Annotated in this window: 26 protein-coding genes; 17 read left to right on the forward strand and 9 right to left on the reverse strand. The window is 66.5% G+C overall.

What is annotated here, in order from left to right; all coding sequences use genetic code 11:
- Window positions 1-106: 106 nt before the first annotated feature.
- From AB0F41_RS06925 to AB0F41_RS06945, 5 genes are all read right to left on the reverse strand, one after another.
- On the reverse strand, window positions 107-1204 hold the full coding sequence (locus AB0F41_RS06925; protein WP_357421775.1) for a hypothetical protein: 1098 nt from the start codon (window positions 1202-1204) through the stop codon (window positions 107-109).
- Between the two features lie 1358 nt (window positions 1205-2562).
- Window positions 2563-2787, reverse strand: coding sequence for a hypothetical protein (locus tag AB0F41_RS06930; RefSeq protein ID WP_357421776.1), 225 nt, complete (start codon window positions 2785-2787; stop codon window positions 2563-2565).
- Window positions 2788-2901: 114 nt separating this feature from the next.
- Window positions 2902-3432: a hypothetical protein gene (locus AB0F41_RS06935; RefSeq protein ID WP_357421777.1), complete on the reverse strand. Its 531-nt coding sequence runs from the start codon at window positions 3430-3432 to the stop codon at window positions 2902-2904.
- Window positions 3433-3449: 17 nt separating this feature from the next.
- The gene (locus AB0F41_RS06940) at window positions 3450-4142 is read right to left on the reverse strand and encodes a GTP pyrophosphokinase family protein (RefSeq protein WP_357421778.1); all 693 of its coding nucleotides are present in this window, start codon (window positions 4140-4142) and stop codon (window positions 3450-3452) included.
- Window positions 4143-4320: 178 nt separating this feature from the next.
- Window positions 4321-5349 (reverse strand): AraC family transcriptional regulator, encoded by a 1029-nt coding sequence (locus AB0F41_RS06945; protein WP_357421779.1) that lies wholly within the window; start codon window positions 5347-5349, stop codon window positions 4321-4323.
- A gap of 306 nt (window positions 5350-5655) precedes the next feature.
- On the opposite strand from AB0F41_RS06945, the gene AB0F41_RS06950 reads away from it, so the two are divergent.
- From AB0F41_RS06950 to AB0F41_RS06970, 5 genes are all read left to right on the forward strand, one after another.
- The gene (locus tag AB0F41_RS06950; RefSeq protein WP_357421780.1) at window positions 5656-6630 is read left to right on the forward strand and encodes a quinone oxidoreductase; all 975 of its coding nucleotides are present in this window, start codon (window positions 5656-5658) and stop codon (window positions 6628-6630) included.
- A gap of 48 nt (window positions 6631-6678) precedes the next feature.
- On the forward strand, window positions 6679-7569 hold the full coding sequence (locus AB0F41_RS06955; protein WP_357421781.1) for a TauD/TfdA family dioxygenase: 891 nt from the start codon (window positions 6679-6681) through the stop codon (window positions 7567-7569).
- A 41-nt stretch (window positions 7570-7610) separates the two neighbouring features.
- The gene (locus AB0F41_RS06960; RefSeq protein WP_357421782.1) at window positions 7611-8663 is read left to right on the forward strand and encodes a 3-keto-5-aminohexanoate cleavage protein; all 1053 of its coding nucleotides are present in this window, start codon (window positions 7611-7613) and stop codon (window positions 8661-8663) included.
- A gap of 118 nt (window positions 8664-8781) precedes the next feature.
- The gene (locus AB0F41_RS06965) at window positions 8782-10125 is read left to right on the forward strand and encodes an MFS transporter (RefSeq protein WP_357421783.1); all 1344 of its coding nucleotides are present in this window, start codon (window positions 8782-8784) and stop codon (window positions 10123-10125) included.
- 23 nt (window positions 10126-10148) lie between these two features.
- Entirely contained in the window at window positions 10149-10745 is a 597-nt protein-coding gene (locus AB0F41_RS06970) for an alpha/beta fold hydrolase (protein ID WP_357421784.1), read from the forward strand.
- 19 nt (window positions 10746-10764) lie between these two features.
- Here the strand turns inward: AB0F41_RS06970 and AB0F41_RS06975 are convergent, their stop codons facing one another.
- The 4 genes from AB0F41_RS06975 to AB0F41_RS06990 all read right to left on the reverse strand — a co-directional run bounded on the left by AB0F41_RS06975 (window position 10765) and on the right by AB0F41_RS06990 (window position 14368).
- Complete coding sequence (locus tag AB0F41_RS06975) at window positions 10765-11514, reverse strand: amino acid ABC transporter ATP-binding protein (RefSeq protein ID WP_357421845.1); 750 nt, start codon at window positions 11512-11514, stop codon at window positions 10765-10767.
- A gap of 26 nt (window positions 11515-11540) precedes the next feature.
- On the reverse strand, window positions 11541-12281 hold the full coding sequence (locus tag AB0F41_RS06980) for an amino acid ABC transporter permease (RefSeq protein ID WP_357421785.1): 741 nt from the start codon (window positions 12279-12281) through the stop codon (window positions 11541-11543).
- A gap of 28 nt (window positions 12282-12309) precedes the next feature.
- Window positions 12310-13167 carry an ABC transporter substrate-binding protein gene (locus tag AB0F41_RS06985; RefSeq protein WP_357421786.1) on the reverse strand — a complete coding sequence of 286 codons (858 nt, stop codon included), beginning with the start codon at window positions 13165-13167 and terminating at the stop codon, window positions 12310-12312.
- A gap of 154 nt (window positions 13168-13321) precedes the next feature.
- Window positions 13322-14368 (reverse strand): LacI family DNA-binding transcriptional regulator, encoded by a 1047-nt coding sequence (locus AB0F41_RS06990; protein ID WP_357421787.1) that lies wholly within the window; start codon window positions 14366-14368, stop codon window positions 13322-13324.
- Between the two features lie 176 nt (window positions 14369-14544).
- On the opposite strand from AB0F41_RS06990, the gene AB0F41_RS06995 reads away from it, so the two are divergent.
- The 12 genes from AB0F41_RS06995 (at window position 14545) to AB0F41_RS07050 (ending at window position 26307) form a co-directional block, all read left to right on the forward strand.
- On the forward strand, window positions 14545-15510 hold the full coding sequence (locus AB0F41_RS06995; RefSeq protein WP_357421788.1) for a dihydrodipicolinate synthase family protein: 966 nt from the start codon (window positions 14545-14547) through the stop codon (window positions 15508-15510).
- On the forward strand, window positions 15500-16648 hold the full coding sequence (locus AB0F41_RS07000) for an FAD-binding oxidoreductase (protein ID WP_357421789.1): 1149 nt from the start codon (window positions 15500-15502) through the stop codon (window positions 16646-16648). The genes AB0F41_RS06995 and AB0F41_RS07000 overlap by 11 nt, the downstream gene beginning before the upstream one ends.
- A 12-nt stretch (window positions 16649-16660) precedes the next feature.
- Window positions 16661-17047: a gamma-glutamylcyclotransferase gene (locus AB0F41_RS07005; protein WP_357421790.1), complete on the forward strand. Its 387-nt coding sequence runs from the start codon at window positions 16661-16663 to the stop codon at window positions 17045-17047.
- Window positions 17044-18432 (forward strand): dihydropyrimidinase, encoded by a 1389-nt coding sequence (hydA, locus tag AB0F41_RS07010; RefSeq protein WP_357421792.1) that lies wholly within the window; start codon window positions 17044-17046, stop codon window positions 18430-18432. Before AB0F41_RS07005 ends, hydA begins: the two co-directional genes overlap by 4 nt.
- A 215-nt stretch (window positions 18433-18647) precedes the next feature.
- A complete protein-coding gene (locus tag AB0F41_RS07015) occupies window positions 18648-19313 on the forward strand; it encodes a flavin reductase family protein (protein WP_357421793.1) in 666 nt (221 codons plus the stop codon).
- A 274-nt stretch (window positions 19314-19587) separates the two neighbouring features.
- The gene (locus AB0F41_RS07020) at window positions 19588-20313 is read left to right on the forward strand and encodes a tyrosine-protein phosphatase (protein ID WP_357421794.1); all 726 of its coding nucleotides are present in this window, start codon (window positions 19588-19590) and stop codon (window positions 20311-20313) included.
- Window positions 20314-20330: 17 nt separating this feature from the next.
- The gene (locus AB0F41_RS07025; protein ID WP_357421795.1) at window positions 20331-21170 is read left to right on the forward strand and encodes a metallophosphoesterase; all 840 of its coding nucleotides are present in this window, start codon (window positions 20331-20333) and stop codon (window positions 21168-21170) included.
- Window positions 21170-22288 carry an ABC transporter ATP-binding protein gene (locus tag AB0F41_RS07030; RefSeq protein WP_357421796.1) on the forward strand — a complete coding sequence of 373 codons (1119 nt, stop codon included), beginning with the start codon at window positions 21170-21172 and terminating at the stop codon, window positions 22286-22288. Before AB0F41_RS07025 ends, AB0F41_RS07030 begins: the two co-directional genes overlap by 1 nt.
- A 12-nt stretch (window positions 22289-22300) precedes the next feature.
- The gene (locus AB0F41_RS07035; RefSeq protein WP_357421797.1) at window positions 22301-23677 is read left to right on the forward strand and encodes an ABC transporter substrate-binding protein; all 1377 of its coding nucleotides are present in this window, start codon (window positions 22301-22303) and stop codon (window positions 23675-23677) included.
- On the forward strand, window positions 23674-24666 hold the full coding sequence (locus AB0F41_RS07040) for a sugar ABC transporter permease (RefSeq protein WP_357421798.1): 993 nt from the start codon (window positions 23674-23676) through the stop codon (window positions 24664-24666). The genes AB0F41_RS07035 and AB0F41_RS07040 overlap by 4 nt, the downstream gene beginning before the upstream one ends.
- Entirely contained in the window at window positions 24656-25549 is an 894-nt protein-coding gene (locus tag AB0F41_RS07045; RefSeq protein WP_357421799.1) for a carbohydrate ABC transporter permease, read from the forward strand. The genes AB0F41_RS07040 and AB0F41_RS07045 overlap by 11 nt, the downstream gene beginning before the upstream one ends.
- A complete protein-coding gene (locus tag AB0F41_RS07050; RefSeq protein WP_357421800.1) occupies window positions 25546-26307 on the forward strand; it encodes a GntR family transcriptional regulator in 762 nt (253 codons plus the stop codon). Before AB0F41_RS07045 ends, AB0F41_RS07050 begins: the two co-directional genes overlap by 4 nt.
- Window positions 26308-26322 lie beyond the last annotated feature (15 nt).

Genomic DNA, 26322 nt, shown 5'->3' on the forward strand with positions numbered 1-26322 from the left:
TGCCGAAACTGACACCGTTGACGTTACCACAGGGTATTCTGTCGACCATTTTGTAATCGCCGCGGTGCGGCCTGGTGGCGCTTCCGCCGCTCCCGGAGGGCCGCCCTCACCGCCCGTCGGGCCGGGAGCCGAGCCATCGGGCGACTTCGGCGACTTCATGGAAGAACGGCCCTTCGGGGAGCGGGTCGTGCGCGGCGAACTCTCCGCTGAGCTGTTCGCCGGTCTCCGCGATTTCGACCGCCCACCACACTGTGCCGGTCCGGGTCGCGGCGACCGACGCGTACACCCTGCGCAGTGGACGGCGCTCATCCCACCCGCCCGTGGCACGCATCAGGTGCGTAGGCGCGGCAGCACCGGTGTCGGCGAATACCGCCCACGCAGTGGCCCGGAAAAGTGCCCCGTAGTATTCGCCGGGCTGTTCACCGGCGATGAGGCGGGCGGGCGGCACCAGCAGCGGCATCGTCTGCGTTTCGGGAAAGTCGACCGCCGCAAGTTCGAAATCGCCCACTCGGCTCTCGTCCTCGGGTGTACCGAACAACACCAGCAGGGGATCGGTGGTTCGGAAGAAATCGTCCGGGTCGAATGTCAGCTCGTTCACAAGTTGCCGGATCGTCACCGGGTCACCCTCGGGACTCCCGGTGGCGGTCGGTGTTTCCGGCTCGGCCGGCCCGGATCCTCGGACACCGGAGGGCGCGGCGGCGTCGCGAATCGAGTGGGCCTGGTGCAGGACCCGGCCCACCAGCTCTCCGGCGGGACGCGCACCGGTCGTGCCGGACGGCGCCCACCCGGTGAGCGTGTCGTCGCGGCCGTCGATCCGTGCTGCCCACCAGAGGTTCCCGTGCCGGTCGGCGACCAGGATGAACACACACGCGTGCAGATCATCGGTCGCGGGGTCGATGCTGTCGATTCCCGCGCGGTACAAGCCGCGGACCTGCTCGGCAGTGCATTTCACGTAACCGTCTGTGTGGTAATAGCAGGCCCACCAGTTCATCGTTTCGTTTTCGGGGCGCTGCGCGATCTCGCGGGCCAGGACACTCAGATCGGTCGGCGATCCGCTGTCGACGGGGGTGCCCGGCAGATGGACCTCCGGGTAGTCGGCGACGAGTCCGAACCGAGCGGTGTTCGCGGGAAACCACGACAGCAGTGCCTCGGTGAGGTTGGCGACGTGTTCGGTTGGTACTTCCGGTGGCAGAGCGTTCGTCACCGATCCGACCCTAGTATTCCGCGCCTACCGACGGCGAGGAGCTGATAAGACGGGAGTGGGTGGGCTGGTTCCCGCGTATGAACAGGGAAGAGGAATAGGAGTCCGGGCGCGGAACGTGGAAAGCCAACGCTGAGCGACTCGGTCGTGAGAAGTTCGCGCTGATCACCGGAGGCGGGACCGTGCTCGCGATCGGCGAATCGCCGACGGTGTGTCCTACGGTGACCGGTTCGGGGCCCAGGGTCTATTGCTCGTCGCGGGGCATCCGGTCTATGACGCCTGAATCGGGCAGCCCGACCCGGCGGCGAACAATTCCCAGAACCCCGTCAGCTACGTCGACCTGTCCGAAGAAGCCGAATTCGGTGGTGGAGGTTCCGGAGAGCCAGATGATGGTCTACCTGCCGGTCACCGAACAGGACACGCAGAGAATCGCCGATTACTGCCGACGCGAATGACCCCGCGCCGCTGCCGCATTCCTTTGGTCGTGTCGGCTGGTGTTCTGGATACCGGTATCCGCGGTGACTTCTGCCCAGCCGGAAGCGGTCATAGGTTCGACCGATGATCGATACCCTGCGCGCCTCCCGCGGCGAGCGCACGAGCGAGCCGGGCTCGGATGTGGCTCTGGGCGTGAATGCCGACAGCGGTTTGTCGTGAATATCGACAACGGTTTGCGGTCGCAGTGCTGTTCCTGTGCGTGAAAATGAACACCACCCGGCCGGTGTGTCGGCGGGTGGTGTCGGGTGTGTTGGGATCGGATGCCGAGGAATGGGGAGAAGGTCCGGGAAGCGAGCCGGGTGAATCTGCTGTCCGCCGGATGATGTAGCAACGGTTCCGTCGGATGAAATCACCGCTTCCCGGTGATGGCGACCCCGCTCTTTTCCGATAGCCTGCTCTCGGTCGGACAGACTGCCTCGGCGTCCGCGACCAAGGGGGTGGCCTGACAGTGATCTGTAGTCGAACCGGATCGTGGATCATCCGGGGGGCGGCGTGTCACATTTCATCGAGATACGTCTGCCAGAGCCACCTCCTTCGCCGGGGCGGTGTCGGCCAAACGGAAAGATCCCCGGGTGATGTCGGGAACCGTTTCGTGTGCCTGCCGACGTTCTCGAGCCTGGCTTTCTCTGCGATGGGCGCGGACCGTCGTTCAGCTCTGTTTGGCGGGTGTGCTGGCGTCGTCGCACGCAGCGGAAAGATCTGGCCGGCCGTCCCCGAAGGTGGAGACCAGCCATTGCTGCCCACCACCACCGGATGGCCGGGTCGAGATCGCGTAATGCCGCGGCCCACGGTCCAGCCGGCGTCGCCTGCCCAGGTGGACAGGCGGCGCCGGTGGCCAGAAAACCGATCGATCGGCGTCTCGGTTGCTACTGCCCTACGGCGGGCTCCAATTTGTAGGTGCCATAACCGTCTTCGACGCAGACAGCTTCCTTGCCGTAGAGCTGCCGGTAGCTGTCCTTGCCCGTGGTCATGCACTCCTGGTACGACATGCCGCCGCCCTGGGCGGGAGCGGTACCGGCGGTCCAGACAGCACCGGCCATTGCGCCGGTGACCAGGACGCTGATCGCGAAACCATAAGTGGTGCGTTTCATCACGTGAATCCTTTTCTCGGGTGCAGAAGGCATCACACGTGCCCTCCTCGTGTCGGCGAGAACTCCCACTACTTGGATGCGCGGTAACCCGATCTGGTTCCGCCGGAACCGAAATCAATCAAAATCATCGCGCCACCATGGGTCGTACCAGCCGCCGGGGCCGGGTGTAGCGGATGTTGCCGTCCACGTCGCGCCAGTGGTCGCCATCGCGTGTCCAGCCCACGTAGTCGCCGCCGTAGCGCGGTTCCAGCTTTTGGCGCAATTCGGGGTCGATATCGTCCGCCGAACCCGGGTCGGCGCGGTGGCCGCGCGGGCGTCGTGTTCGGCGTTGAACTGGTCGAAAATGGCGCGGTTTCGGGCCTGCTCTTCTTCGGACAGGGCCAAGCCCAGCTGCTTGGCCTCCTCGGCGGTGTAGAGGGTGATCCCGCCGACTTGCTTGGGCATGGTGTGGCCCGTCCGGGCCGGTGTATTCGCCGACCGGATGGCCGGTCTTGGAACGATCTGGAATTCCACGGCCTTGGACTCCGAGAACGCCGGATTCGTGCCAGCGGGCTTGTTCGAGGTCGCGGTATAGCCCTTCTCGGTAACCGGCCGGCCCGGCTGGTACTTTTCCAGTTCCTCGGGTGATAGATCTTTGTGCCGCACGAGCGGGCCCCGATGGGTCAGCCGCGGGAGTCCCGGGCGAGGTCCCACAGATACTCGAGGATCTGGTCGTCGATATCCGTCTCCGGTCCGCGGGTTCTGCCTTCCGTCCCGTGTACTTCGGTGTGCAGCTGCTCCATCCGGTGGTCGAGCTCTGCGGCCGTCGCGGCGGCGCTCGCCAGGTCGTCGATGAGGCGCTGGGGTACGTGCCCGTCGTATTTGTAGAAGATCTTGTGCTCGAGGCTCGCCCAGAAGTCCATGGCGATAGTGCGGACCTGGAGTTCGACGGTGACGTTCACCGGACCGGTGGACAGGAATACCGGGATCTCGAGGATAGCGTGCAGGCTCTTGTAGCCGTTCGGCTTCGGATGGGCGATGTAGTCCTTGACGGCGAGGACGCGGACGTCGTCCTGTGAGGTGAGCGCCTCGAGCACCTGGTACGTATCGGTGATGAAGCTGCAGGTGATCCGCACGCCCGCGATATCGGTCAGGTGTTCACGGAACGCGGGTAGCTCGGGGCGAATATTTTTCCGTATCGCCTTCTGCAGAATGCTCGTCGGTGATTTCACTCGGGAGGTGACATGTTCGATGGGGTTGTAGTGGTGCAGATGCAGGAATTCCTCACGCAGAATCGTGACCTTCGTGAGCAGTTCCTTCACAGCGAACTCGTATTCCATGACGAACCGGGTCATATCTTCCCGCATGTGGATCATGAAAGCGACCCTCGCCTCGTCGCCCGACCCGTGCCGGTCGGTTTCTCGTCTGTGCTCTTCCGCCGCCATCTCGACCTTTCGATGTCGTTCCGTCCCGGTAGGGATATCGGGCACAACCAGGCCTGTCCGCCTCGACCACGGTACGCGGCCGGATCGCACCCGTTGTCCGGCGGCCTCGCTACACCGAAGGCGGAGCAGCGGACATTTCGTGGGTCTTGCGCCATTCGCTGGGGCTGCATCCGTGGTGGTTGCGGAACCAGCGGGTGAAATTGCTGTGCGACGAGAAGGCGAGCATCTCGGCAACCTCGGTGAAGGTGTATCGACGGTTGGCTACCAGGCGACCGGCCAGCCCGGCCCGTACGCCGTCGAGGATCGAGCTGAAGGTTTCACCCTCCTGTGCGAGGTGCCGATGCACGGTCCGCCGGTCGATGCCCAGGCTCCGCGCGACCTGATCGGCCGAACACCGTCCGGTCGGCAGCAGCGTCTCGATCAGATCACGGACCCGGCTTGCAGTGGTCGGCTCCGGTATCGGCTCCGCCGTTCCCAGAAACCGCTGGGTATATGACCGGAGCAAGGGGTCGGATACGGCGTTGGCCGCATCGAGATCGGTTGTGTAGACGACGATTCCGTTGAATTCGCGGTCGAACCCGATATTGCTCCCGAAGATCCGATGGTGGGTGTCGAGATTGCGGGGAGCGGAATGTGTGAAATCCACTTCGAGTGGGCGCCAGCCGGTTCCGAGGAAATCACGCAGGAGTGCGTGGAGAACTCCCACTCCGAGTTCGATTGCCTGGCGTGTCTCACCCGGTTCGCCGAGATCGATGGTCAAGCCGATCGTGCCGACGCCGTTACGCTCGGTCAGACGAGTGTGCAGGGCCTCGTTGTACATATTCTCGTGCCGGGAAAGAATTTTCAGCGCACTGCGCACATCGGGTTCTTCGCGGATGGCGAGGCTGAGCGGGCCGAGGCTCGATATCCGGCGCAGTTCGGCCAGTCTGAGTCCGAAATCTTCGTGGCCGGACTCACCGGCGGCGCGTTCCAGCAGGTCGGCGACCGCTACCGCGGGGACCCAGCGGTCCGGCAGGTTGAGGCCGGCCGGGTCCAGTCCGGCCGCGCGTACGAGCCGGGCCGGATCGAGCCCGAAGGATTGGCCGAGCGTGACGAAATTGTTCAGCGCGGCATAGCGCGCCAGCGGTTTTCTTCCCATACCCGTGTCCCTGAATGAATAACTTCCTGTCCCGTCAGGATAAGCATTCATTCGGAATCTCGCCTAACGTGGGTCACATCACAGCGAGCGCACAGGACCGGAAGGAGGGCGATATGGCTGGTGAGAGCACTCGGCACGCCCTTCCTGCGGGGGCTCGTATCCGGTAGCCCGCATGCCGTCGCAATCCGTGCGGTGACCATCCGGCGCGGCATCAGGTGTCTCCATCGGACGCCGCGCATGCCCGATCGCCCGGTGTCGCGAGTCGGTCGTGAACAAGAGATGCGGTCGTGAGAAGAGGAGAGTGTCGTGGCCGGAACTGTTCGAATGTATGAGACGGGTGGACCCGAGGTCCTCCGCTGGGAGGAGTACGAGGTGGGGCAGCCCGGTCCGGGCGAGGTCCGGATCCGGCACGAGGCGGTCGGGCTGAATTTCGCCGACACGTACTTCCGCAGCGGGCTGTATCCGTCCCCGCTGCCGGCGGGAATGGGGGTCGAGGCCGCGGGCGTGATCGAAGCGATCGGTGCCGGTGTGCCCGGGTTCCGGGTGGGTGACCGCGTCACCTATACCGGGAGCCCGCTCGGCGCGTACAGCACGGAAAGGGTGCTGCCGGCGCAGCATCTGATCGGTCTGCCTGATGCCATCCCCTTCGAAACCGCCGCGGCCATGACGATGCGCGGACTGACCACCGCCTATCTCCTACGGCGTATTCACCCGCTCCGGGCCGGTGACACGGTCTTGTTGCACGCCGCCGCGGGTGGGGTCGGCCTGATCTTCACCCAATGGGCGAAGGTGCTGGGCATCAACGTCATCGGGACGGTCTCGAGCGAGGAGAAGGCGGAGGTCGCCCGGGCGCACGGCTGCGACCATGTCGTGATCTACACCAGGGAGGACGTCGCGGCCCGGGTCCGTGAGATCACCGGGGGCGCTGGTGTGCCCGTGGTATTCGACAGCATCGGCGAGACCACCTACCACGCTTCGCTGAACTCCCTGGCCAAGCGCGGGCTGCTCGTCTGCTTCGGTACGGCCTCCGGGCCGGTGCCGCCGATCGACGCTGTGCAGCTGGCGGTGCACGGGTCGTTATTCGTGACCCGCCCGGCTCTCGCCGACTACATCGCCGACCCAGCCGAACGAGCCGAGTTGGCCGGTGAACTGTTCGGCCACGTCGCCGCGGGGCGGATCCGGGTCGAGGTCAACCAGCGCTACGCCCTCGCCGACGCGGTCGGCGCGCATCGCGACCTCGAAACCGGCCGCAGCATCGGCTCATCCGTTTTCACACTCTGAACTGGTGCGGAGCACCGGTGTCCGGATCACACCGTACGGAGGACGATCATGACAACCAATGCCGGGCCCCGGCCGATCACGGATCGGCGGATCAGGGTGCTGCCGTTGACCCGGTCGATCGGCGCCGAACTTCCCGATATCGACCTGGCCGAGGTCGCACGGGACGACGCGCTGTTCGACGAATTGCGGGCGCTACTGCTCGAATACAAAGTGCTGTTCGCCCGGAACCAAGACATCGGCCGTTCCGAACATATCGCGCTGGCACGGCGATTCGGTGACCTGGAGGATCATCCGGTGGCGGGCAGCGATCCCGGACATCCCGGCCTGGTCCGTATCTACAAGGACCTCGACAGCCCGCCGGAACACTACGAGAACGCCTATCACTGCGACGCCACCTGGCGGTTGAATCCACCGATGGGGTGCGTGCTGCGCTGCGTGGAGACACCGCCCGTCGGCGGCGACACGATCTGGGTGGATATGGCCGAGGCCTACCGTCGGCTGCCGGACCAGGTGAAGGCGCGGATCCAGGGTTTGACCGCGCGGCACAGTATCGAGGCGAGTTTCGGCGCTGCGATGCCGGTCGAACAGCGGCACGCCCTGCGCGAACGTTTCCCCGATGCCGAACATCCGGTGGTGCGAACCCACCCGGAAACGGGCGAGAAGATCCTGTTCGTCAACTCGTTCGCCACCCATCTGACGAATTTCCACACGCCGGAGAATGTTCGATTCGGTGCCGATTACGCTCCCGGCGCCGCGGAACTCCTGCACTACCTCATGCGTCAGGCGAGCATTCCCGAATACCAGGTGCGGTGGCGGTGGACTGCGAACAGTTTCGCGATCTGGGACAACCGCTCGACGCAGCACTATGCCGTACAGGACTACTGGCCCGCTGTCCGCAAGATGGAGCGCGCCGGGATCATCGGCGACCTCCCGTACTGACCACCGATCATCTGTCACCTATTTCTCATCGGAGGATTTCCATGTATTTCCACGACGACGCGCTGTTCCCGGAAAACCAGGAAAAGCTGGTCATCACGGTCGCGCCCTACGGGCCGGAATGGGAGCCGGGCGATTTCCGGGAAGATCTCCCGCTGACCATGGACGAACACGTACAGCAGGCCGTCGATTGCTATGAGGCCGGCGCCACCGTACTGCATATCCACGTCCGCGAACTCGACGGCAAGGGGTCCAAGCGGCTGTCGAAGTTCAACGAACTCCTCGGCCGGCTGCGTGAGGCAGTCCCGGATATGATCCTGCAGGTCGGTGGCTCGATTTCGTTCGCACCGGAAGGATCCGGCGCCGACGCCGTATGGCTGTCCGACGACACGCGGCATATGCTCGCCGAGCTGGATCCGAAACCGGACCAGGTGACGATCGCGATCAACACCAATCAGATGAATATCGTCGAATTGATGACCGACGACGATATCGCCGGCACATCCTTCACGCGGCCCGACGTGTACGAGGCGTACCGGGAGATGCACGTTCCCGCCGGTCCCGGCTGGGTGGCGGAGCATCTGAAAAGGCTGCAGGCCAAGGGAATCCAGCCGCATTTCCAACTCGCCAACATCGCGCAGTTCGAGACCGTCGAACGGTTGATCCGCCGAGGCGTGTACACCGGACCGCTCATGCTGACCTGGGTGGGGATCGGCGGTGGCTTCGACGGGCCGAATCCCTACAACATGATGGAGTTCATCCGCCGGGTGCCCGACGGCGCGGTGCTCACGCTGGAGACTCTCATGCGCAGCGTCCTGCCGGTCAACACGATGGCCATTGCCCTGGGATTGCATGCCCGCTGCGGGAACGAGGACACGCTCTGGGGTCGTAAAGGGCAGAAGATGACCTCGGTCCAGCAGGTCGGGCAACTGGTGCGCATCGCCGGTGAGCTGGGCCGCGAGGTCGCCACGGGCAAGGAAGCCCGCGAGATCTACAAACTGGGCGAACGCTACAGCGGCGCCGAGGAGACCCTGGCCAAGATCGGATTCGCGCCCAACCGGAAGCCCGGCCAGGTCGGATTCACCCAGCACGCCTGACCGTCCGCCCCGGTGGACGCCCGATATCACCACGGGCACGAGCCGCGAGGCCTGTGCCCGTTCCTTTCCACACCCGGCCGGGCCGTTCTTCGTCTGCGCCGGATCAGCAGGAGCACCGATGGAGTTGCACACCACCGCCGCCGGGCCGGCGGATCACGATACCGCCGTCCCGGTCCGGGCGCTCACCGGCTCACCACCGGGCCGCCGCAGGATCTATCCCTGGGTGGTGTTCGCGCTGGCCTTCGGACTGCTGCTGGCCGACTACATGTCCAGGCAGGTCCTCAGCGCGATCTTCCCGTTCCTGAAAACCGAATGGCTGCTGTCGGATTCGCAACTGGCTTCGCTCACCAGCGTTGTCGCTCTGATGGTCGGGCTGCTCACGTTGCCACTGTCGATGGTGGCCGACCGGTGGGGGCGGACCCGCAGCCTGGTACTCATGGCGGTGCTGTGGAGTGCGGCGACACTGTTGTGCGCGGTCGCGGTGAGCTACGAGCAGATGCTGGGCGCACGATTCCTGGTCGGGGTGGGGGAGGCCGCCTACGGCAGTGTCGGTATCGCGGTGGTGCTCAGTGTGTTCGCGCCGCGTGTACATGCCGCCCTCGGCGGCGCGTTCATGGCCGGTGGATCCTTCGGATCCGTGCTCGGCGTCGCGCTCGGTGGGGTGATCGCGGTGCAACTCGGCTGGCGCTGGTCGTTCGCCACCATGGCCGTGTTCGGGTTGATCCTCGCGCTGCTGTTCCGGGTCGTGGTGACCGAGGCGAAACTGGACCGCTACGCCACGGATCCGGTATCCGGCGGTCCGTCCGGCGTGGATACGACGCGGGCGCCGGTGTCCACGTTGTTCACCAACCCCGCGGTGCTGTGCGCGTACATCGGCAGCGGTCTGCAGATATTCACCGCGGCGGTGCTGCTGTCGTGGATGCCGAGCTTCTTCAACCGTCACTACGACCTCGCACCGGACAAGGCGGGACTCGTCGCGTCGGTTGTCGTCCTTTTCGTCGGTGCGGGCATGGTCGGCTGCGGGTTCCTCACCGATCGCGTCGGTCGCGCCGATATGTCACGTAAATGGACCACGGCGATCGTGTTCTGCCTGACCTCACTGCTCTGCCTGACCATCGGGTTCGGCCTCGGTACCGGTCCCGCGCAGTTGATCCTGATCGGTATCGGAGCCTTCTTCTCCGGTGGTTCGTCGGGCCCGACCGCCGCCATGGTCGCGAACCTCACGCACCCGTCGGTGCGGGCGTCGGCGTTCGGCACCCTCACCCTGGCGAACAGTCTGCTCGGACTCGCACTCGGCCCTTTCGTCGTGGGTGTACTCGCCGACCATATCGGGCTGACCGCGGCCCTGCGCCTGGCTCCGCTGCCGTACCTGCTCGCCATCGCCGCATTCGTCGTCGGTAAACGCGTCTACCCCGCCGGACTCCGCCGGCTCGCCGCGCTGGAACCGACCGGCCCTCGATAACACCCGAGAGGACATCGAATTCCATGAACGACACCGCCGACCCGACGATCGTGATCGTCCCGGGACTCCGCGACCACGTGGCCGACCACTGGCAGACGCTGCTGGCGGAATGCCTTCCGAACGTGCGGACGGTACCGCCGCTCGAGCACGGCACGCTCTCGCTGACCGCGCGGATCGCCGCCCTGGACGCGGTGCTCGACGAGATCACCGGCCCGGTGTACCTGGTCGCGCACAGCGCGGGCGTGCTGATCACCGTGCACTGGGCGCAGTCCGCGACGCGGCCGGTGCGCGCGGCGCTGCTCGCCACCCCACCGGACCTCGAATCCGCACTACCTGCCGGGTACCCGTCATCGGAGGAACTCGGCACCAACGGCTGGCTGCCGACCCCGCGGCGCCGGTTGCCCTTTCCCAGCGTCGTCGCCGCATCCACGAATGATCCGCTGGCGTCCTACCGGTGCGTTTCCGGTATGGCGGAGGCATGGGGCGCACGTCTGGTCGATATCGGCGAGGTCGGACATCTCAATCCGGCCGCCGGGTACGGGCCGTGGCCGCGCGGTGAGCGGCTCCTCGCCGAACTGATGGACACCCGGACACAGACGGTGGGGGAGAGCCCGCGGTGAGCGGGTCGTCACCGCGCACTCAGAGAACCTGGCGCAGGAATTGCCGGGTTCTGGGGTTCTGCGGGTTGCCGAAGAATTGATCCGGCTCCGCGTCCTCGACGATTTTTCCGTCACTCATGAAGACGATTCGGTCGGCCGCGGCCTTGGCGAAGCCCATCTCGTGACTGACCACGACCATGGTCATTCCCTCTTCACGGAGGCGGACCATCACGTCCAGGACCTCTTTGACCATTTCCGGGTCGAGTGCCGAGGTGGGCTCGTCGAACAGCATGACCTTCGGTTTCATGGCGAGAGCGCGGGCGATGGCCACCCGTTGCTGTTGCCCGCCCGACAACTGCGCGGGGTAGTTGCCGGTCTTGTCTCCCAAGCCGACCATGTCGAGCAGTTCCCGGGCCTGCCGGCGAGCGAGGTCCTTCGTGACCCCCAGGACGTGCCGAGGTCCCGAGGCGACGTTGTCCAGGGCGGTCATCATGGGGAACAGATTGAAGCTCTGGAACACCATTCCGGTGTGATGGCGCTGTTTCGCGAGTTGGGTTTCGGACAGCGGGCGGCGCCGATCGTCGTCGGCGAATCCGATCATTTCACCGCATACCCGCACCGTGCCCGAATCGATGGTTTCGAGGCAGTTCAGAGTCCGCAGCAATGTGCTCTTACCGCTGCCGGACGGCCCCAGGAGGAGCACCACTTCTCCGGCGCCCACGGCGAAGTCGATTCCGTCGAGCACGACGAGATCGTTGTACGCCTTCGTCATATTCCGGACTTCGACCATCATCGGAGCCTTCTCCGCGATATCGGTCATCGGTTCACCGCCTCTGCCTCCAGTGCACTCTCGTCGGGAATCTTCGATTCCCCGGTGCTCTTATGTCTGTAATTGCGGTCGTAGCCGCGGCCGACGCGGGCTTCGAGCATCCGCTGGATCAATCCCCACAGCGTGGTCAGCACCAGGAAGTACAGCGCGGCCGCGCACAGTCCCTCGAGTACTCGGAAATTGACCTGGACCAGGAACTGTGTTCGCCGGAGAAGTTCCTGAACCGAGATCACCGATACCAGTGTCGTCGTTTTCAGGAGGCCGTTGAAGCTGTTTCCGAGCGGCGGAATCATCACCCGCAGCGCCTGGGGGAGGACGACGACCCGGAACACCTTCGCCGGGGACATTCCGAGCGCCCGCGCGGCCTCGGTCTGTCCCGCGGGGACGGACAAGATCCCCGAGCGCACGATCTCGGAGAGGTAGGCGGCCTCGTTGAGAACCAGTCCGAGAAGTGCGGCCTGGATGACACCGAGTTTGATTCCGACCTGCGGCAGTCCGGTGTAGATGATCACGAGCTGGACCAGCAGCGGGGTGCCCCGCATCAGCCACACATAGAACCCGGACACCGCCCGCAGCGGTACCAGCCGCGATGACCGTGCCGCGGCGACCACCACCGCGAGGACCAGCCCGAGGATCATGCTCACGACCGTGAGCCAGATCGTGACCCACGCGCCTTCCAGTAATTGCCGGCTCGTCAGGATGGAGAAGAACGCGTCCCAAGACCACATGGAGATGCCTTTCGGATAGGGCGGCGGATCAGTTGGTCAGCGGGCCCGTACTCACGGCGATATCGCCCTCGTAGCCGGTGACGCCGTATTCGCCGAACAGCTCCGGGAGGTAGCCGTCGGCGCGCATCTCGGCCAGAACCCGGGCCACCTCGGCAGCCGCCTTACTACCCTTGGCGAAGCCCATGGCCAACGGTGCCTCGTTGATACCGCCGACCGCCGTCTCGAAGCGGCCGTCCTTCTGATAGAAGGACGTCACCGACTCCACGATCGACGTTCCGTCGATCTGGCCGGCGGACAATGCCTGGTAGGCGTCGGCGTTCGTTTTGAAGGTCTGGACATTCAGGGCCGGTTTGCCGTCGGCGGCGAACTGCGCGGCGAGCTCGGTGAGCGTATCGAACTCGTACCCGGGCGCCTCGACGCCGATCGTCTTGCCCGCGAGGTCCTCGACGCGGGAGATCGATTCCGGGTTGCCCGCGGGCACCGAGATGGATACCGCCTGCACCTCGTAGGGCACGAGATCGATCGTCTCCGCACGTGCCGGTGTGTAGAACATCCCGGTATCGATCATGTCCCACCGGCCGCTCTGAACGCCCGGGATCTGCGCGTCGAACTCGATGTTGACGAACTTCGGCGCGAGGCACAGGCGCTTGGCGATCTCCTTACCGAGATCGACCCGCATGCCGATGACCTCGCCGTCGGCGTCGACGTATTGCATGGGCGGCAACGTCGCGTTGGTCGCCATGGTCAGCGCACCCTCCTGCGCGAGGTCGGCCGCGCCGAGCGTCGGCGAACAATCCGTCGGGGCGGCGACCTCCTCCGACGAACTGCATCCGGTGACGGCGGCGGCAACGACGATCGCTGCCGCGAATCCGATGATCTTGCGCATTGACGAGCCTTTCGAGATGAACTGCACCGCAACCGAGTTGCGGGGAAAGTCGAAATCAATCCGGGGAATCGATGGGATCGATTGCATAAAGAGTGACAAAACATAGGAGGACCGTCAATGTGGTTAACGCATCCGGCATCGACGTCATCAACTGTTAACGAGGCGGCGGATCGGTCGAGGAGTTCGTGTGGTCGCCGTCATGGGCGCGGCAGGACGCGCGTTCGATCAGGCGCGCACCGATCCGGTAGGTCCGGCCGTCCGGTTCGGCCGCGTCGTTGACCTGCTGGAAGAGCAGGTCCATCGCGACGTTCGCCAGCTGGGCGGCGCCGTTGTCCACCACCGTGATCGCCGGCTGCCACATCGCCAGCCACGGCATGTCCTCATGGCAGACCAGGGACAGTTCACCGGGTACCGAGACGCCACGGCCGGAGAGGGTGGGCAGGATTCCGAACACGGCCTCGTGGTTGGCCGCGTACAGCGCGGTCATCGGTGCGGGCCCGTCCAACAGCGAGTTCACCGCCGCGGCGCCGAACTCGGTGGTGAAGGGTCCCTTGCGTACGAGGTCGTGATCGACCTCGATCCCGGCCTCGGCCAGCGCGAGCCGGTACCCCTCGAATCGCTCCCGGCCCGAGGTCGCGTCGGCGGTGCCGCCGATATAGCCGATACGGCGATGTCCCAGCTCCAGCAGATGTGTGGTCGCATCGCGGGCCCCGTCGAGGTCGTCGGCGAGCACGGTGGAGGCCTTGCTGCCCTGTACGGATCTGATGAGGTTGACCACCGCGCGCCCCTGTGACAACAAGGCGTTCGACGCGGTCGCGCTGCGGCCGCTCCCGATGATGATCGTGCCGTCCACCCCGTGCTCGCCGAGCATCGCCAGCACGTCGTTCTCCCGGCCGGGGTCCGCGTCGGTGATGCAGAGGATGACCTGGAAACCACTGGTCGAAGCCCTTTTCTGGACCACTTCCGCGACTGTGTGGAACGTCGCGTTGAGCAGATTGTTCATCACCAGCCCGATCAGATGCGATCTGTTCGACCGCAGCGCACTCGCGGCGCGGTTGGGCCGGTATCCGAGTGTGCGGGCCGCGTGTTCCACCGCGGCCCGGGTCTCGGCCGAGATCAGGCGGGAACCGCTCAGCGCCCGCGACGCGGTGCTGCGCGATACGCCCGCGGCCTCCGCCACATCGATCAAAGTGACCGCCATCGAACCCTCTTGTCTCCATTCCGTGTCCGGACTTCCGCCATTCGACACCGCCGGCGTTACAAGCACGTTTCCGGCTTGACGGCGGTGGCCGTCTGGCGGCAGTCTATGCAATCGATCCCATCATGGTCGGCAAAATGACCATCTCCGGTGGAATTTCGCTCGAAAGGCATCACCACATGAATCGCGACGACGTCTCGTGGTCCGGATATTGGCCCGCGGCCCCCACCCCGTTCACCCCGTCGGGCGCCCTCGACACGGCGGCACTCGGGTCGCTGATGAACCTGTACGCGGATATGGGTGTCAACGGTGTCCTCGTCAACGGCAGCACCGGTGAATGGTTCAGCCAGACCGACGACGAGCGCCGGACTGTGACCGAGGTGGCAGTGGAGGCCGTCGCGGGTCGATTCCCTGTGGTCGTCGGAATCAGCGCGTACACCGCCCGGCAATCGTCGGCCTTGGCGGTGCACGCGTCCGCGGCCGGCGCCGACGGTGTGCTCGCGACCCCGCCTCCGTATGTCCACACCTCACCCGAGGAGACGCTGCAATTCTTCCGAACCGTCTCCTCGGCGACGGCCCTACCGTTCATGGTCTACAACTGGCCGCGCGGGGTCTCCGTCGATATCGGTACCAGCCCGGGTCTGTTCTCCCGCTTGGCCGACCTCGACAATGTGGTCGCGATCAAGGACAGCACCGGAAACTGGCTGTCGATGCTCGACACCGTGGAAGCGGTGGCGGGCAGGGTCCGGGTTTTCGGCAGCTTCCTGCACCGGCGCGGACTCGCCACGCTGCTCGAACTGGGTGGTGACGGCAATATCGACGGCGGCGGCGTGGGCGCGCCGTTCGCCGTACCGTTCTATCGCGCGGTGGCGGCAGGTGACGCCGAATCGGCCCGCGTCTGGGCCGACAGGTACCGTGCGCTGTCCGGGCGTCTGATCAACGGCGACTACAGCGGCGTGTTCGCCTCACCCATTCCGCAGCTGAAAGCCGTGATGAACCTGCTGGGTCAGCCGGGCGGCGCGGTGCGTGATCCCCTGCTGCCGGTCACGGACGCGACGACCCTGGCGGCACTTCAGGAGATCATCGACGAATCCGGTATCGCCGAAGCGTCGGCACAGATCCTGGGAGCCGGCAGTGCGCACTGAGGTCGACGCGCTCGTCGTCGGAGCCGGAATAGTCGGCGCCGCCACCGCATTGGCACTCACCCGTGCCGGGTCGCGGGTCGCGGTACTGGATCGTGGAATACCGAACAGCGCCGGTTCGGGTACCACCGCGGGAAACCTGCACATCCAGACCATCCACGCGCGCCGGCCCGGCCAGGGGATCGCGGTCGATGTCGAACGCCTGCTTCCCCTGCAGAAGGCCACCAGCGGATTGTGGGACGCACTGGCGGGATCCGTACCCGATCTCGGTCTCGTGCGCTGTGGCGGATTCATGGTCGCCGAGACAGCGGATCAGGTGGACCGGCTGCGGATGAAACACGAGTGGGAACGTGCCGCCGGGATTCCGACCGAGCTCCTGACCGGAGACGAGGCGCGTCGTGCGCTGCCGCTGCTGGGCCCGGCGATCGAAGGCGCCACCTGGTGTCCGTGGGACGGTTTCGCCGAACCCGATATGGCGGGTCCGGCGCTGCTGCGACAGGCGGAAGCCGAAGGCGCGGGAGTGTATTCGAACACGCCCGTGACGGCACTGCGCCGGACGGGTGACAGCTGGGAGGCCGATACGCCCGCCGGGATATGGCACAGCCCGGTCGTGATCGATGCCGCCGGTCCGTGGATGGCCGATATCGCCGCGCTGGCCGGGGTGCGGCTCCAGCTGACACCGACCGCACTGCAGATGCATTCCCTCGCTGCCGCCCCGAACACCCTCGACGTGCTGGTGCAGCATGTCGGCGAGGGGATGTCGATCAAACAGGACCGCCGCGACCGGCTCGTGCTCGGCGGCGGATGGCCCGCCGGACCGTTCCACACCAGCGAACCCGCCCCCGTTCTGGAGAACAGCACCAGCGGCAACCTCGCCCAGGTGGCGCGGCTGCTCCCGAAGCTGTCCGGTGCGCACCTGCTGGAGGCGTGGACCGGGCCCGTCGTCACGACACCCGACGAGATGCCGGTCATCGGCGAACTCGACGGCGCCCCCGGCCTCTTCGTGGCGGGTGGTACGTACTCGTTCACCTTCGCGCCGCTGTGGGCGGAACTGCTCACGGCGCTCGTGCTCGGAAAAGAACCCGAGCTCGACGTGTCGGCGTTCTCCCCCTCCCGGCTCGCTCAGTTCCCGACGCAGTAAAGGACGTATCTCATGGATCGGGTCACAATGTTCGTCAACGGGCAGGCGATGTCCGGCGGAACTCTCAACGACGCCTTGAACGACGCACGGTTTCTCGGAAAGGTCCGCACCGCTCCCAAATACCGGTTCTATTCCGTCCGTGACGAGTTCCCGGGCCTGCATCCCGTCGCGGAGGGCGGATTCGTGGTACCCGGTGAACTGTACGAGGTCGACTACGACGTGCTCCGCGAGAAACTGCTGCCCCGCGAACCGGCCGAACTCGAACTCGGTGTCATCGAACTGGAAGACGGGAGCGGATCGCTGTCCATGCGGATGCGTGCGGGCGCACTCGGCGCAGCCGGTGTCACCGATATCAGCGACCGTGGTGGCTGGCTGGCATACCTGGAGGAAACGCGATGAAGGTTGTGCGCGGCGGCACTGTCGTGGAATCGAATTGGTCGGCACCGGCCGACCTCGTGATCGACGACGGCAAGGTACAGGCCGTGGTCGCCCCCGGAACGCCGGTCGGCGAATCGGCCGAGATCGTCGACGCCACCGGAAAACTCGTCCTGCCCGGTGGGGTGGATCCGCACTGCCACGTAGGTTTCACCTCGGGCGAATTCACCTCGCTGGACTCCTACCTCGAATGCACCACGGCCGCGGTCTTCGGCGGGACCACCACGATCGTCGACTTCGCCATTCCACGCCCGGGCCAGCGGCCGCTCGACGCGGCGGTGGCGCAGCGCGCCAAAGCGGCCGAGGGGCTGTGTGATTCGGCGCTGCACGCATGTGTCGTCGAATGGGACGACACCACGGCGGAGCAACTGGCGATCATGGCCGGCGCCGGTATTCGCACGGTGAAGATGTTCACCACCTATGCCGGCGAGACCATGGCGAACGAACACACCATCCTGAACACCATGCAGACCACGCGTGATCTCGGCGGGATGGTCATCATCCACTGCGAATCCGATGCCATCGTCGCCGACGCGCAGAACTGCGCGGCGGCGACAGCAGGTGTCGACGCCTCCCGAATGCCGAGCACGCGGCCGGAACTGGCCGAAACCGCATCCGTCGCGGCGATCCTCGCGATCGCGGAATCGCAGGGCGCACCGGTCTATTTCGTCCATCAATCCAGCGCGGCCGCGGTCGAACTGGTGGTCGACGCCCGCACCCGCGGGCTGATCGCGTTCACCGAGGCCGTCGCACACCATCTCACCCTCGACGCCACCGAATACGCCGGCCCGGAACCGGAACGTTTCGTCTGCTGCCCGCCGCTGCGTCCGGCCGATACCGTCGCCGGTCTCGGCCGCCAGCTGTTCACCGGCAACATCACCACCATCGGGTCCGATCACTGCTGCTACGACACCGCGCAGAAGCGGTCACACCGGCACGACGTGCGGCATATGCCCAACGGGCTGCCGGGCGTCGAAACGCGGCTCCCGGTCGTCTTCTCCCACTACGTCGACGGTCTGGGCCTGGCGCCCAGCAGATTCGTGGAGCTGACCGCGACCAATCCCGCTCGCACCAACGGTCTCTATCCCCGGAAGGGTTCCCTGATGCCCGGAGCCGACGCGGATATCGCGATCTGGGACCCGGCGCTCGAGTGGACGGTCACCACGGGCGAACTGCATATGGCCACCGACTACACCCCGTACGAGGGCCGGCGTCTCCGGGGCAAGCCGGTCACCGTCCTGGTAGGTGGGGTGGTTGTGGTCGACGACGGGCGGCTGGTCGATGCGACGCCACGTGGCCGGCACCTGGAGGCAGAGCCCCTGGACTTCAGCGGTGCCTTTCATATGTGAACGAGTCATATCGTGAACGGGCCCGAGGCGCCGGTACCTCTGTCATGGGATGACCGGGGATCTCGTCGGCGTCCGCCGAGCACCGGACCCGTCGTGGTCCGGAGGGCCGGGCTCGGCCGGCCTCGTGCTCGGCGCTACGGTCGAATCCGTGCATGCCGTCGGCAGGCCCGGGCCGCGCGGCGGCGATCATCCGACCCGGTAGGGAGGCATGCCGAATGCGAACCGATATCGATCCCGATGAGCTGGGCTACGGCGGCTTCTACAAGGTCTTGACCAGTGTCGTCGTCCCCCGGCCGATCGCGTGGGTATCGACCCGGTCCGCGGCCGGTGTCGACAACCTCGCCCCGCATTCGTTCTTCACCGTCTCCTGCGTGTCGCCGCCCATGGTGCAGTTCACGTCGGTGGGGAAGAAGGATTCGCTGCGTAACGTGCTCGAGACCGGTGAATTCGTCGTCTGCCTGGCCACCGAGTCGATGTTCGAGCAGGTCAACGCCACCGGGACGAACTTTCCCGCCGAACTTTCGGAGTTCACCGAAGTCGGGCTCACGCCCGAGCCCAGCGCGACGGTGGCGCCGCCGCGGGTCGCGCAATCACCTGTCGCACTGGAATGCTCGCTCGAGCAGGCTCTCGAGCTCGGGGATTCGACCGTGGTGATCGGCCGGGTGCGGCACGCGGCGATCGATATCGATGTCGTGCGTACCGATCCGCGTGGCAACAGCCTCCCCGCGGTCGACCTGCTGCGTCCGCTCGCTCGTCTGGGACGTAACGAATGGTCGACGATCGGGGAGGTGCGCGATATCGCCCGCATCCCCTACGAGCAGTGGCCGGGCGGTTTCCGGGGCGAGGACCGAGGGTCGGGATCCGTGCTCGGGCTGCCGTAAGGGCACCCGGCGGTCTCGGCCGGGCATCGGTTGCCCCGAGTTGACCGGAATGGCCGACGGTCGTCATCGACCGACCCCGTCCTCTGGCCGTAAAACCTGCCGACGCGGCCTGGGGTCTGTCGGTGGTGAACTTGCGCAGGACCTCATTGGGTCATATCTATGCAGGTAGTCACCGATTTTACGGGGTAGTCCGAGTCTTTTCGACACTTCGGCTTCGGTGGATGTTCAACTTTTCGAGCATTCTCCCGACACTTTCATCTAGATGAATAGTGGTGTGACCACATCAGCTCCACGCCGAAGGCTACCCATCGGCAACTTCTACAACTTGCGTGATATCGGCGATTACCAGACGGCAGACGGCACCCGGACCGGTTGGGGTCGTCTCTTCCGTTCGGACGCAACCCGGTTCACCGATAGCGCCGATCTCGCCGCGCTGGGCCTGCGCACCGTGATCGACCTACGCGACGACGCCGAGGTGACGGTCCTGCCCACCGGTCTCGACGCACTCGTCCCGGCCGTGCTCCGTCGTCCGCTGGACCCACGCTCACTGCTGTCCGGCGTGCGCGACGACGCGCCGGACCCGCTCGGCGACCTCTATGTGGCGCTCATCCGGGAGCGAGGCGCCGAACTGGCGGCGATCGTCGCCGATCTGGCCCGGCCGGGCGCGTTACCCGCTCTTGTCCACTGCGCCGCGGGTAAGGACCGCACGGGCGTGGTGATCGCCCTCGTGCTCTCCGCCATCGGCGTGGCGGATGACCTCGTCGCCACCGACTACGCGCTGACCGCCGACTATCTGACCGCCGATTTCTTCGCCGCGATCCCGGCGGAATCGGGCGCCGCGGACCCCACCGACGAGGTGCTGCGCGGCGCCCGCCCCGAATCCATGACAGCGATGCTGCGCGTACTCGCCGCCGAGTACGGCGGCGCCCGCACCTACCTCACCGGCCACGGCGTGCCGGGTGAGGCGATCGACCGGCTCCGTACCGCCCTCACCCACTGAAATCCCCGGAGGAATCCATGAAGATCGTGCAGATTTCCGATACCCACCTGACCGCGTCCGGCGGTCCCACCACCGACGCCTTCCGGCTCCTCGCGCGGCATCTCGACGAGGTGGTCCGGCCCGATCTGGTCGTGCATTCCGGCGATATCCAGGTCCTCGACCCGGACGACGCCGCCGATCGCGCCCGCTCGCGCGAATTGCTGGACCTGATCAGCGCACCGCTGCTGGTGGTTCCGGGCAACCACGATGTCGGCATGCCCGGCCTGGACGCCTGGGCCGGTATCAGCGTGACCGGCGAGCGGGTGGCCGCGCACGAAGCGGCATTCGGTCCGGGCCACTGGCGCCACGACACCGGCGAGGCGACCCTGCTCGGGATCAACAGTGAACTGCTGGGGTCCGGGCTGCAGCGCGAAGCCGACCAGTGGCGCTGGCTCGAAGAGACCCGCACGGATCTGCCGGCGGGCCGCCCGGTGCTGCTGTTCCTGCACAAGCCGCTGTGGGCGGTCACCGACGAGCCGGTCGACCACCAGGTCGACATCGGGCCGGTGGCCCGTGACCGGCTGCTCGGCCTGCTGGAACGGATCGACCTGCGGGCTGTGGGCTGCGGTCACCTGCACCGCTACCGCCAGGTGCAGCGGGGCAAGGCGATCGAGGTGTGGGCGCCGGCCACCGCGTTCCTCGCCCCCGGCGAGGACGATCTTCCCGAAGGCCACCAGGAACTGGGCTACGTCGAGTACACCGTCGCCGACGGCGAGGTGAGCGCCGAATTCCGCCTCGTACCGGGTATGCCGCAACTCACCACCGATGACGTCCCCGAGATCGCCCGGGCGATCGAAGCCATGACGGCCGCGGTCTGATGGCCGCCATCGAACTCGACGGAATCGTCCGCCGTTTCGGCGATACCACTGCTGTCGCCGAGGTCTCGCTGACCACCGAACGTAACGAATTCCTCGTGCTGCTCGGTCCCAGCGGTTGTGGCAAGACCACCCTGTTGCGCATGATCGCGGGACTGCTCGAACCCAGCGAGGGCCGGATCCTGGTCGACGGACAGGATGTCACCACGCTGCCGCCGCGGGAACGCGATCTGGCGATGGTCTTCCAGAACTACGCCCTGTACCCGCATCTGACCGTCGAGCGCAACCTCGGCTTCGGGCTGAGTGTGCGGAAAACCGGAAAGCAGGAGATCCGCCGGCGCGTCGAAGAGGTCGCGGAGCTGCTCGACCTCGGCCACCTGCTGCGGCGGCGGCCCAAGGAGCTCTCCGGCGGGCAGCGGCAGCGGGTGGCGCTGGGTCGCGCGATGGTGCGCGAACCGAGGGCCTTCCTCATGGACGAGCCCCTGTCCAACCTCGACGCGAAGTTGCGTGCCGGCACCCGGACCCGGCTCATCTCCCTGCACCGCAGGTTGGATACGACCTTCGTCTACGTCACCCACGACCAGATCGATGCCATGACCATGGCCACCAAGGTCGCGGTGCTGAATCAGGGCCGGATCGAGCAGTTCGGCACGCCGGTGGAAATCTACGACGAGCCCGCCTCGGCGTTCGTCGCGGGGTTCATGGGCGCGCCGCCCATGAACCTGCTGCCCGCCGAACTGGGCGCCGGATACGACGACGAAGTCGTGGTGCGTGCTCCCGGTGTCGAGGTCGCGCTGCCGCTGCGCGCCGGCGCCGATCCCGGCATACGCGACGTGCTGCTGGGGGTACGCCCCGAGCATCTCGTCCCCGTACCCGCCGATCACGACGGACCGGTTCTGCGTGGCAGGGTCGATATCGTCGAAAACCTCGGGAACGAGGAGATCGCGCAGATCGAGATAGGGGACCTGCGGGTGAATGTCCGCGGCTCCCGGCCGATCCGTCTCGGGCCCGGGGATATCACCACGCTGGCCGTGCGCCCCGAACATATCCACCTCTTCGCGCGGCAGAGCGGCCGGCGGCTCAGCTGGGAGTCCGCACCGGTGCCCGCCCTCGTTTCCTGAAAGAGATTCCCCATGAGATTCTTTCGCGTGCTGCCCGTTCTGGCGGTCGCGTTCGCGGCCGTGCTGTCCGGCTGTGCCACCATCCCCACCACAGACAGCGCCGGCTCCGTCGCGGCCACCTCGATCATCCCCGAGCTGGCTCCGGACCAGCAGGTATCGATCCGCTGGGAGAGCTACAACCTCGCCAGCGCCGGGATCTTCGGCGATACCACCCGGAAGCTGGTCGCCGAGTTCGAGCGCCTGCACCCGAACATCCACGTCGAGGCGGTGCCGCCGCAGGGTTCGGCCAACGAGATCGCGCAGAGCGTGCAACGACAGGTCGTGGCGGGCAACCCGCCCGACGTCGCCCAGTTGACCTTCGCCGATCTCCGCTACACCGCAAGCGATCTCGGCGCCCGGCCGCTCGACGCCCTCGTCGGCCGCGACGAAGTGCAGCGACTGCTCACCGGCGGGCCGCACCCCTACGCACCCCGGGCCGCCGTACTCGGCGATGTCGACGGCACCACGTACGGCATTCCCTACGTTTTCTCCACCCCGATGCTGTTCATCAACGAGGATCTGTTCCGCAGGGCCGGGCTCGATCCCGCCGACCCCCCGAAGACCTGGGACGAAGTCGCCGCGGCCGCCGCGGCCATCGCAAAAGTGCCCGGTACCAGCGGCGGCGCCTATCTCAGCTGCCTCGACGCCGCCTCGGGTGGTGACTGGTGCCTCACCGGTATCGTCCGCTCCGCGGGTGGGCGGCTGCTCTCGGAGGACGGGAAGACCCTCGGCTGGGCCGATCCCGCATCGGTCGCGGCGTTCGACGGGATGCAGAAGATCGCCCAGGCCGGTCCGAAGGCCCTGCCGAACCTCAGCGGTTCCGACGCGCAGGACGCCTTCCTGCGCGGCGACCTCGGTATGTTGCTGACCTCGGCCGCCCTCCAGAATGCGATTCTCCAGTCCTCCGCGGGCAAATGGCAGGCGGCGGCCGCCCCGATGCCGGGGTTCGGCACCACTCCCGCGGTACCCACCAACTCCGGTTCCGCGTTGTTCGTCCTGACCGGCGACCCCGCGAAACAGCGGGCCGCCTGGGAACTGATCAAGTTTCTGACCAGTGCAGAGAGCGAGACCACGATCACTTCGAATATCGGATACGTGCCGTTGCGTGCCTCCCTGATCGACGACCCCGCCTACCTCCGGTCCTTCGCCGACGCCCATCCCGGCTTCGTCCGGCCCAATGTCGCCCAACTCGACCGGCTCGAACCCTGGGTCTCCTATCCCGGACCGAGCTACCAGCAGATCCGCACGCTGCTGAGCAAGGCCACCGAAGAGATCGTGTTCCGCGGGGCCGATCCACAGGCCACCCTGTCCGCAGCGCAGACCGGCGCCCAAACCCTCATGCCGAAATGACGGAAGTTCTCGACCGGCCGGCCCCGGCCCCCGGGCGCTTCGTGGAATCGGCGCCGCCGGTGCCGCGGAGCACCCCGCGGCCGGTCGCCCGCCGGCCGCTGATACGTCGGCTCGCGGGCGGCTCGGCGCCCTACCTCTACCTGGTTCCGGCCCTGGCCGGGCTGGTGGTCTGGGTGTATTCCCCGCTCGTTCAGACCATTCAGCTGTCGTTCTACGACTGGAACCTGGTGCCCACCACACCGGCCCGTCCGGCGGGCTGGTCCAACTACGCCGAGGCGTTCGACCTCCCGCAGCTGGGCCGGGCCACGCTCAACACGCTGCTGTACCTCCTCGCGTTGCTGCCCTTCACCATTGTGATCCCGGTGCTGGTCGTACTGCTCTCACAACGGGTGCACGGCCGGGCCCGCGCCTTCTACCGGACCGCGATCTTCGCGCCCTACCTCATCGCCCCGATCGTCACCGCCATCGTGTGGCGCTGGCTGCTCGACCCGGGCGGCGGGCTGGTCAACCAGCTCCTCGGACTGTTCGGCGTCGCACCGATCTCGTTCCTGCGCGACCCGCAGTGGGCCATGTGGTCGATCGTGGTGATCGTCGGCTGGCAGCTGCTCGGCTTCGCGGTACTCGTCGTCTCCGCGGGCGTATCCGGTATCTCCGACGACTACGCCGCCGCGGCCCGGACCGACGGTGCCACCGAAGGACAGATCACCCGGCGGATCACCCTGCCGCTGCTGTCACCGACGCTGTTGTTCATGGCCACCTTGACAATTCTGTCGGCCGCGCAGCTCATGTTCCCGATGATCCAGACCCTCACCCAGGGCGGACCGGGCGATTCCACCACCAATCTCTACTACCTCCTCTACGACACCGCATTCGGCTCGTTCGACGTCGGCCTCGCCTCCGCCGCCAGCGTGCTGTTCTTCCTCGGCTTCGGGCTCCTCGCCTGGGGTGCGGTGTGGCTGATGGACCGCTGGAGCTTCCATGACGACTGATACGACGACGACTGATCCGACGACGACTGATACGACGACGACTGATACGACCACCCGGCCCGCCACCCCGGCCCGCGCCCGGCGATTCGGGGCGATCGGCGGCCACCTCGTCCTCGGAGCGATCACGGTGTTCAGCCTCGTGCCGATCGTCTGGATGTACCTGACCGCGCTGCGCCCGCGTGACGACGTCCTGGGACAGTCGGTGCTGCCCACTGGGATCGGCCTGGACAACCTGCGTGCGGCCGCCGACCTGTTGCCGCTCGGCGGCCTGATCGGCAATACCGCGCTCATGGCCGTCGGCGTGGCCGCCGGCCAGCTTTTCACCGCGCTGCTCGCCGCCTATGCGTTCGGACGCTGGCGTTTTCGTGGTGACCGGGTGCTGTTCCTGCTCTTCGTGGCCACCTGGCTGGTCCCGTTCCAGGTCACGATGCTGCCCAACTACGTGCTGCTGTCGAATCTGGGCTGGCTCAACACTCTCACCGGGGTGATCGTCCCCCAGATCACCGCGCCGTTCGCGGTTCTGCTGCTGCGCCAGCATATGCGTTCGTTCCCGCGCGAGCTGCTCGACGCCGCCCGCATGGACGGCCGCTCGCACTGGAACACCCTGTGGACCGTCGTCGTGCCCTCCTTGCGCGGCCCGCTCGCCGCGCTGGCCATCCTGCTGTTCGTCACCGCGTGGAACGAGTACTTCTGGCCGCTGCTCGTCCTGTCCGATCCGGCCTCGGTCGTCCAGATCGGGCTGCGCAGCCTCATCACGGAGGCCGGAACCGACTATGGTGCCATGATGGCCGCCGCCGGGGCCCTGTGCCTGCCCATCCTCGCCGTCTACATACTGCTGCAGCGTCAGGTCGTGAACGCCTTCGTCCGCTCCGGGCTGCGATGACCGGTACGCGCAACGGTGGACAGGGCCGGATCCCGGTCTACCGCCGAGTGGAGAGTGAACTGCTGCGCCGGATCCGGGACCGCGAACTCGTTCCCGGCCAGCGGCTCCCGACCGAATCCGAGCTGGCGTCCGAATGGGAGGTCAACCGGCTCACGATCCGGCAGGCCATCGGCGAACTGGCCCGCGCCGGACATGTCATCGTCCGGCAGGGATCGGGGACCTATGTGGCCGAGCCGCCGGTGGTGGTCGAGCTCGGGCTGCCGCCCATGCCGTCCACGGACGCCGACGCGGGCAGTACCGCGGCGATCGCCGACTACGTTCAGCAGGATCAGACCGAGACCCTGGTCGATCTGACCGACGGCGATACCGATCGTGACGCCGCCGAAGCATTGCAGACCGCAGGGCCTTTCATCCGGATCGACACTCTGGTCAGAACGGGCGACCAGCCGTTCCTGGTGTCCGGCTACTGGCTCGAAGCAGGCCGATTCCCGGGTTTCGCCGCACTGGTCACCGAGCGGGTCGCGCTGTTCCAGATCCTGCAGGAACGCTACGGCCTCCGGCTCCGGCATTCCTGGCGCTCCCTCACCGCGACCGTGGCGAGCCGGGAGGACGCCGCACTGCTCGAGGTCCCCCCGGGAAGCCCGGTGATGCTGCGCGACGGCGTCAACATCGACGGGGACCTGGTCCCCACGATGTACCTGCGCCGCAGGCTTCGAGGCGACCGGATCCGGTTCACGATGCGCTACGACAGTGCCTAGCTCGGGAACGGGGCA

The sequence above is a fragment of the Nocardia sp. NPDC024068 genome, assembly GCF_040638875.1.
In the GTDB taxonomy this organism is placed as follows: domain Bacteria; phylum Actinomycetota; class Actinomycetes; order Mycobacteriales; family Mycobacteriaceae; genus Nocardia.

Coding starts and splice junctions, on each gene's coding strand:
- AB0F41_RS07040 (WP_357421798.1), top strand. CDS start 23,674: ATGACGGAAGTTCTCGACCGGCCGGCCCCGGCCCCCGGGCGCTTCGTG.
- AB0F41_RS06970 (WP_357421784.1), top strand. CDS start 10,149: ATGAACGACACCGCCGACCCGACGATCGTGATCGTCCCGGGACTCCGC.
- AB0F41_RS06985 (WP_357421786.1), bottom strand. CDS start 13,167: ATGCGCAAGATCATCGGATTCGCGGCAGCGATCGTCGTTGCCGCCGCC.
- AB0F41_RS06940 (WP_357421778.1), bottom strand. CDS start 4,142: ATGATCCACATGCGGGAAGATATGACCCGGTTCGTCATGGAATACGAG.
- AB0F41_RS07030 (WP_357421796.1), top strand. CDS start 21,170: ATGGCCGCCATCGAACTCGACGGAATCGTCCGCCGTTTCGGCGATACC.
- AB0F41_RS06965 (WP_357421783.1), top strand. CDS start 8,782: ATGGAGTTGCACACCACCGCCGCCGGGCCGGCGGATCACGATACCGCC.
- AB0F41_RS06975 (WP_357421845.1), bottom strand. CDS start 11,514: ATGGTCGAAGTCCGGAATATGACGAAGGCGTACAACGATCTCGTCGTG.
- AB0F41_RS06945 (WP_357421779.1), bottom strand. CDS start 5,349: ATGGGAAGAAAACCGCTGGCGCGCTATGCCGCGCTGAACAATTTCGTC.
- hydA (WP_357421792.1), top strand. CDS start 17,044: ATGAAGGTTGTGCGCGGCGGCACTGTCGTGGAATCGAATTGGTCGGCA.
- AB0F41_RS06955 (WP_357421781.1), top strand. CDS start 6,679: ATGACAACCAATGCCGGGCCCCGGCCGATCACGGATCGGCGGATCAGG.
- AB0F41_RS06960 (WP_357421782.1), top strand. CDS start 7,611: ATGTATTTCCACGACGACGCGCTGTTCCCGGAAAACCAGGAAAAGCTG.
- AB0F41_RS06980 (WP_357421785.1), bottom strand. CDS start 12,281: ATGTGGTCTTGGGACGCGTTCTTCTCCATCCTGACGAGCCGGCAATTA.
- AB0F41_RS07035 (WP_357421797.1), top strand. CDS start 22,301: ATGAGATTCTTTCGCGTGCTGCCCGTTCTGGCGGTCGCGTTCGCGGCC.
- AB0F41_RS07005 (WP_357421790.1), top strand. CDS start 16,661: ATGGATCGGGTCACAATGTTCGTCAACGGGCAGGCGATGTCCGGCGGA.
- AB0F41_RS06990 (WP_357421787.1), bottom strand. CDS start 14,368: ATGGCGGTCACTTTGATCGATGTGGCGGAGGCCGCGGGCGTATCGCGC.
- AB0F41_RS07025 (WP_357421795.1), top strand. CDS start 20,331: ATGAAGATCGTGCAGATTTCCGATACCCACCTGACCGCGTCCGGCGGT.
- AB0F41_RS07015 (WP_357421793.1), top strand. CDS start 18,648: ATGCGAACCGATATCGATCCCGATGAGCTGGGCTACGGCGGCTTCTAC.
- AB0F41_RS06995 (WP_357421788.1), top strand. CDS start 14,545: ATGAATCGCGACGACGTCTCGTGGTCCGGATATTGGCCCGCGGCCCCC.
- AB0F41_RS07045 (WP_357421799.1), top strand. CDS start 24,656: ATGACGACTGATACGACGACGACTGATCCGACGACGACTGATACGACG.
- AB0F41_RS06930 (WP_357421776.1), bottom strand. CDS start 2,787: ATGAAACGCACCACTTATGGTTTCGCGATCAGCGTCCTGGTCACCGGC.
- AB0F41_RS07050 (WP_357421800.1), top strand. CDS start 25,546: ATGACCGGTACGCGCAACGGTGGACAGGGCCGGATCCCGGTCTACCGC.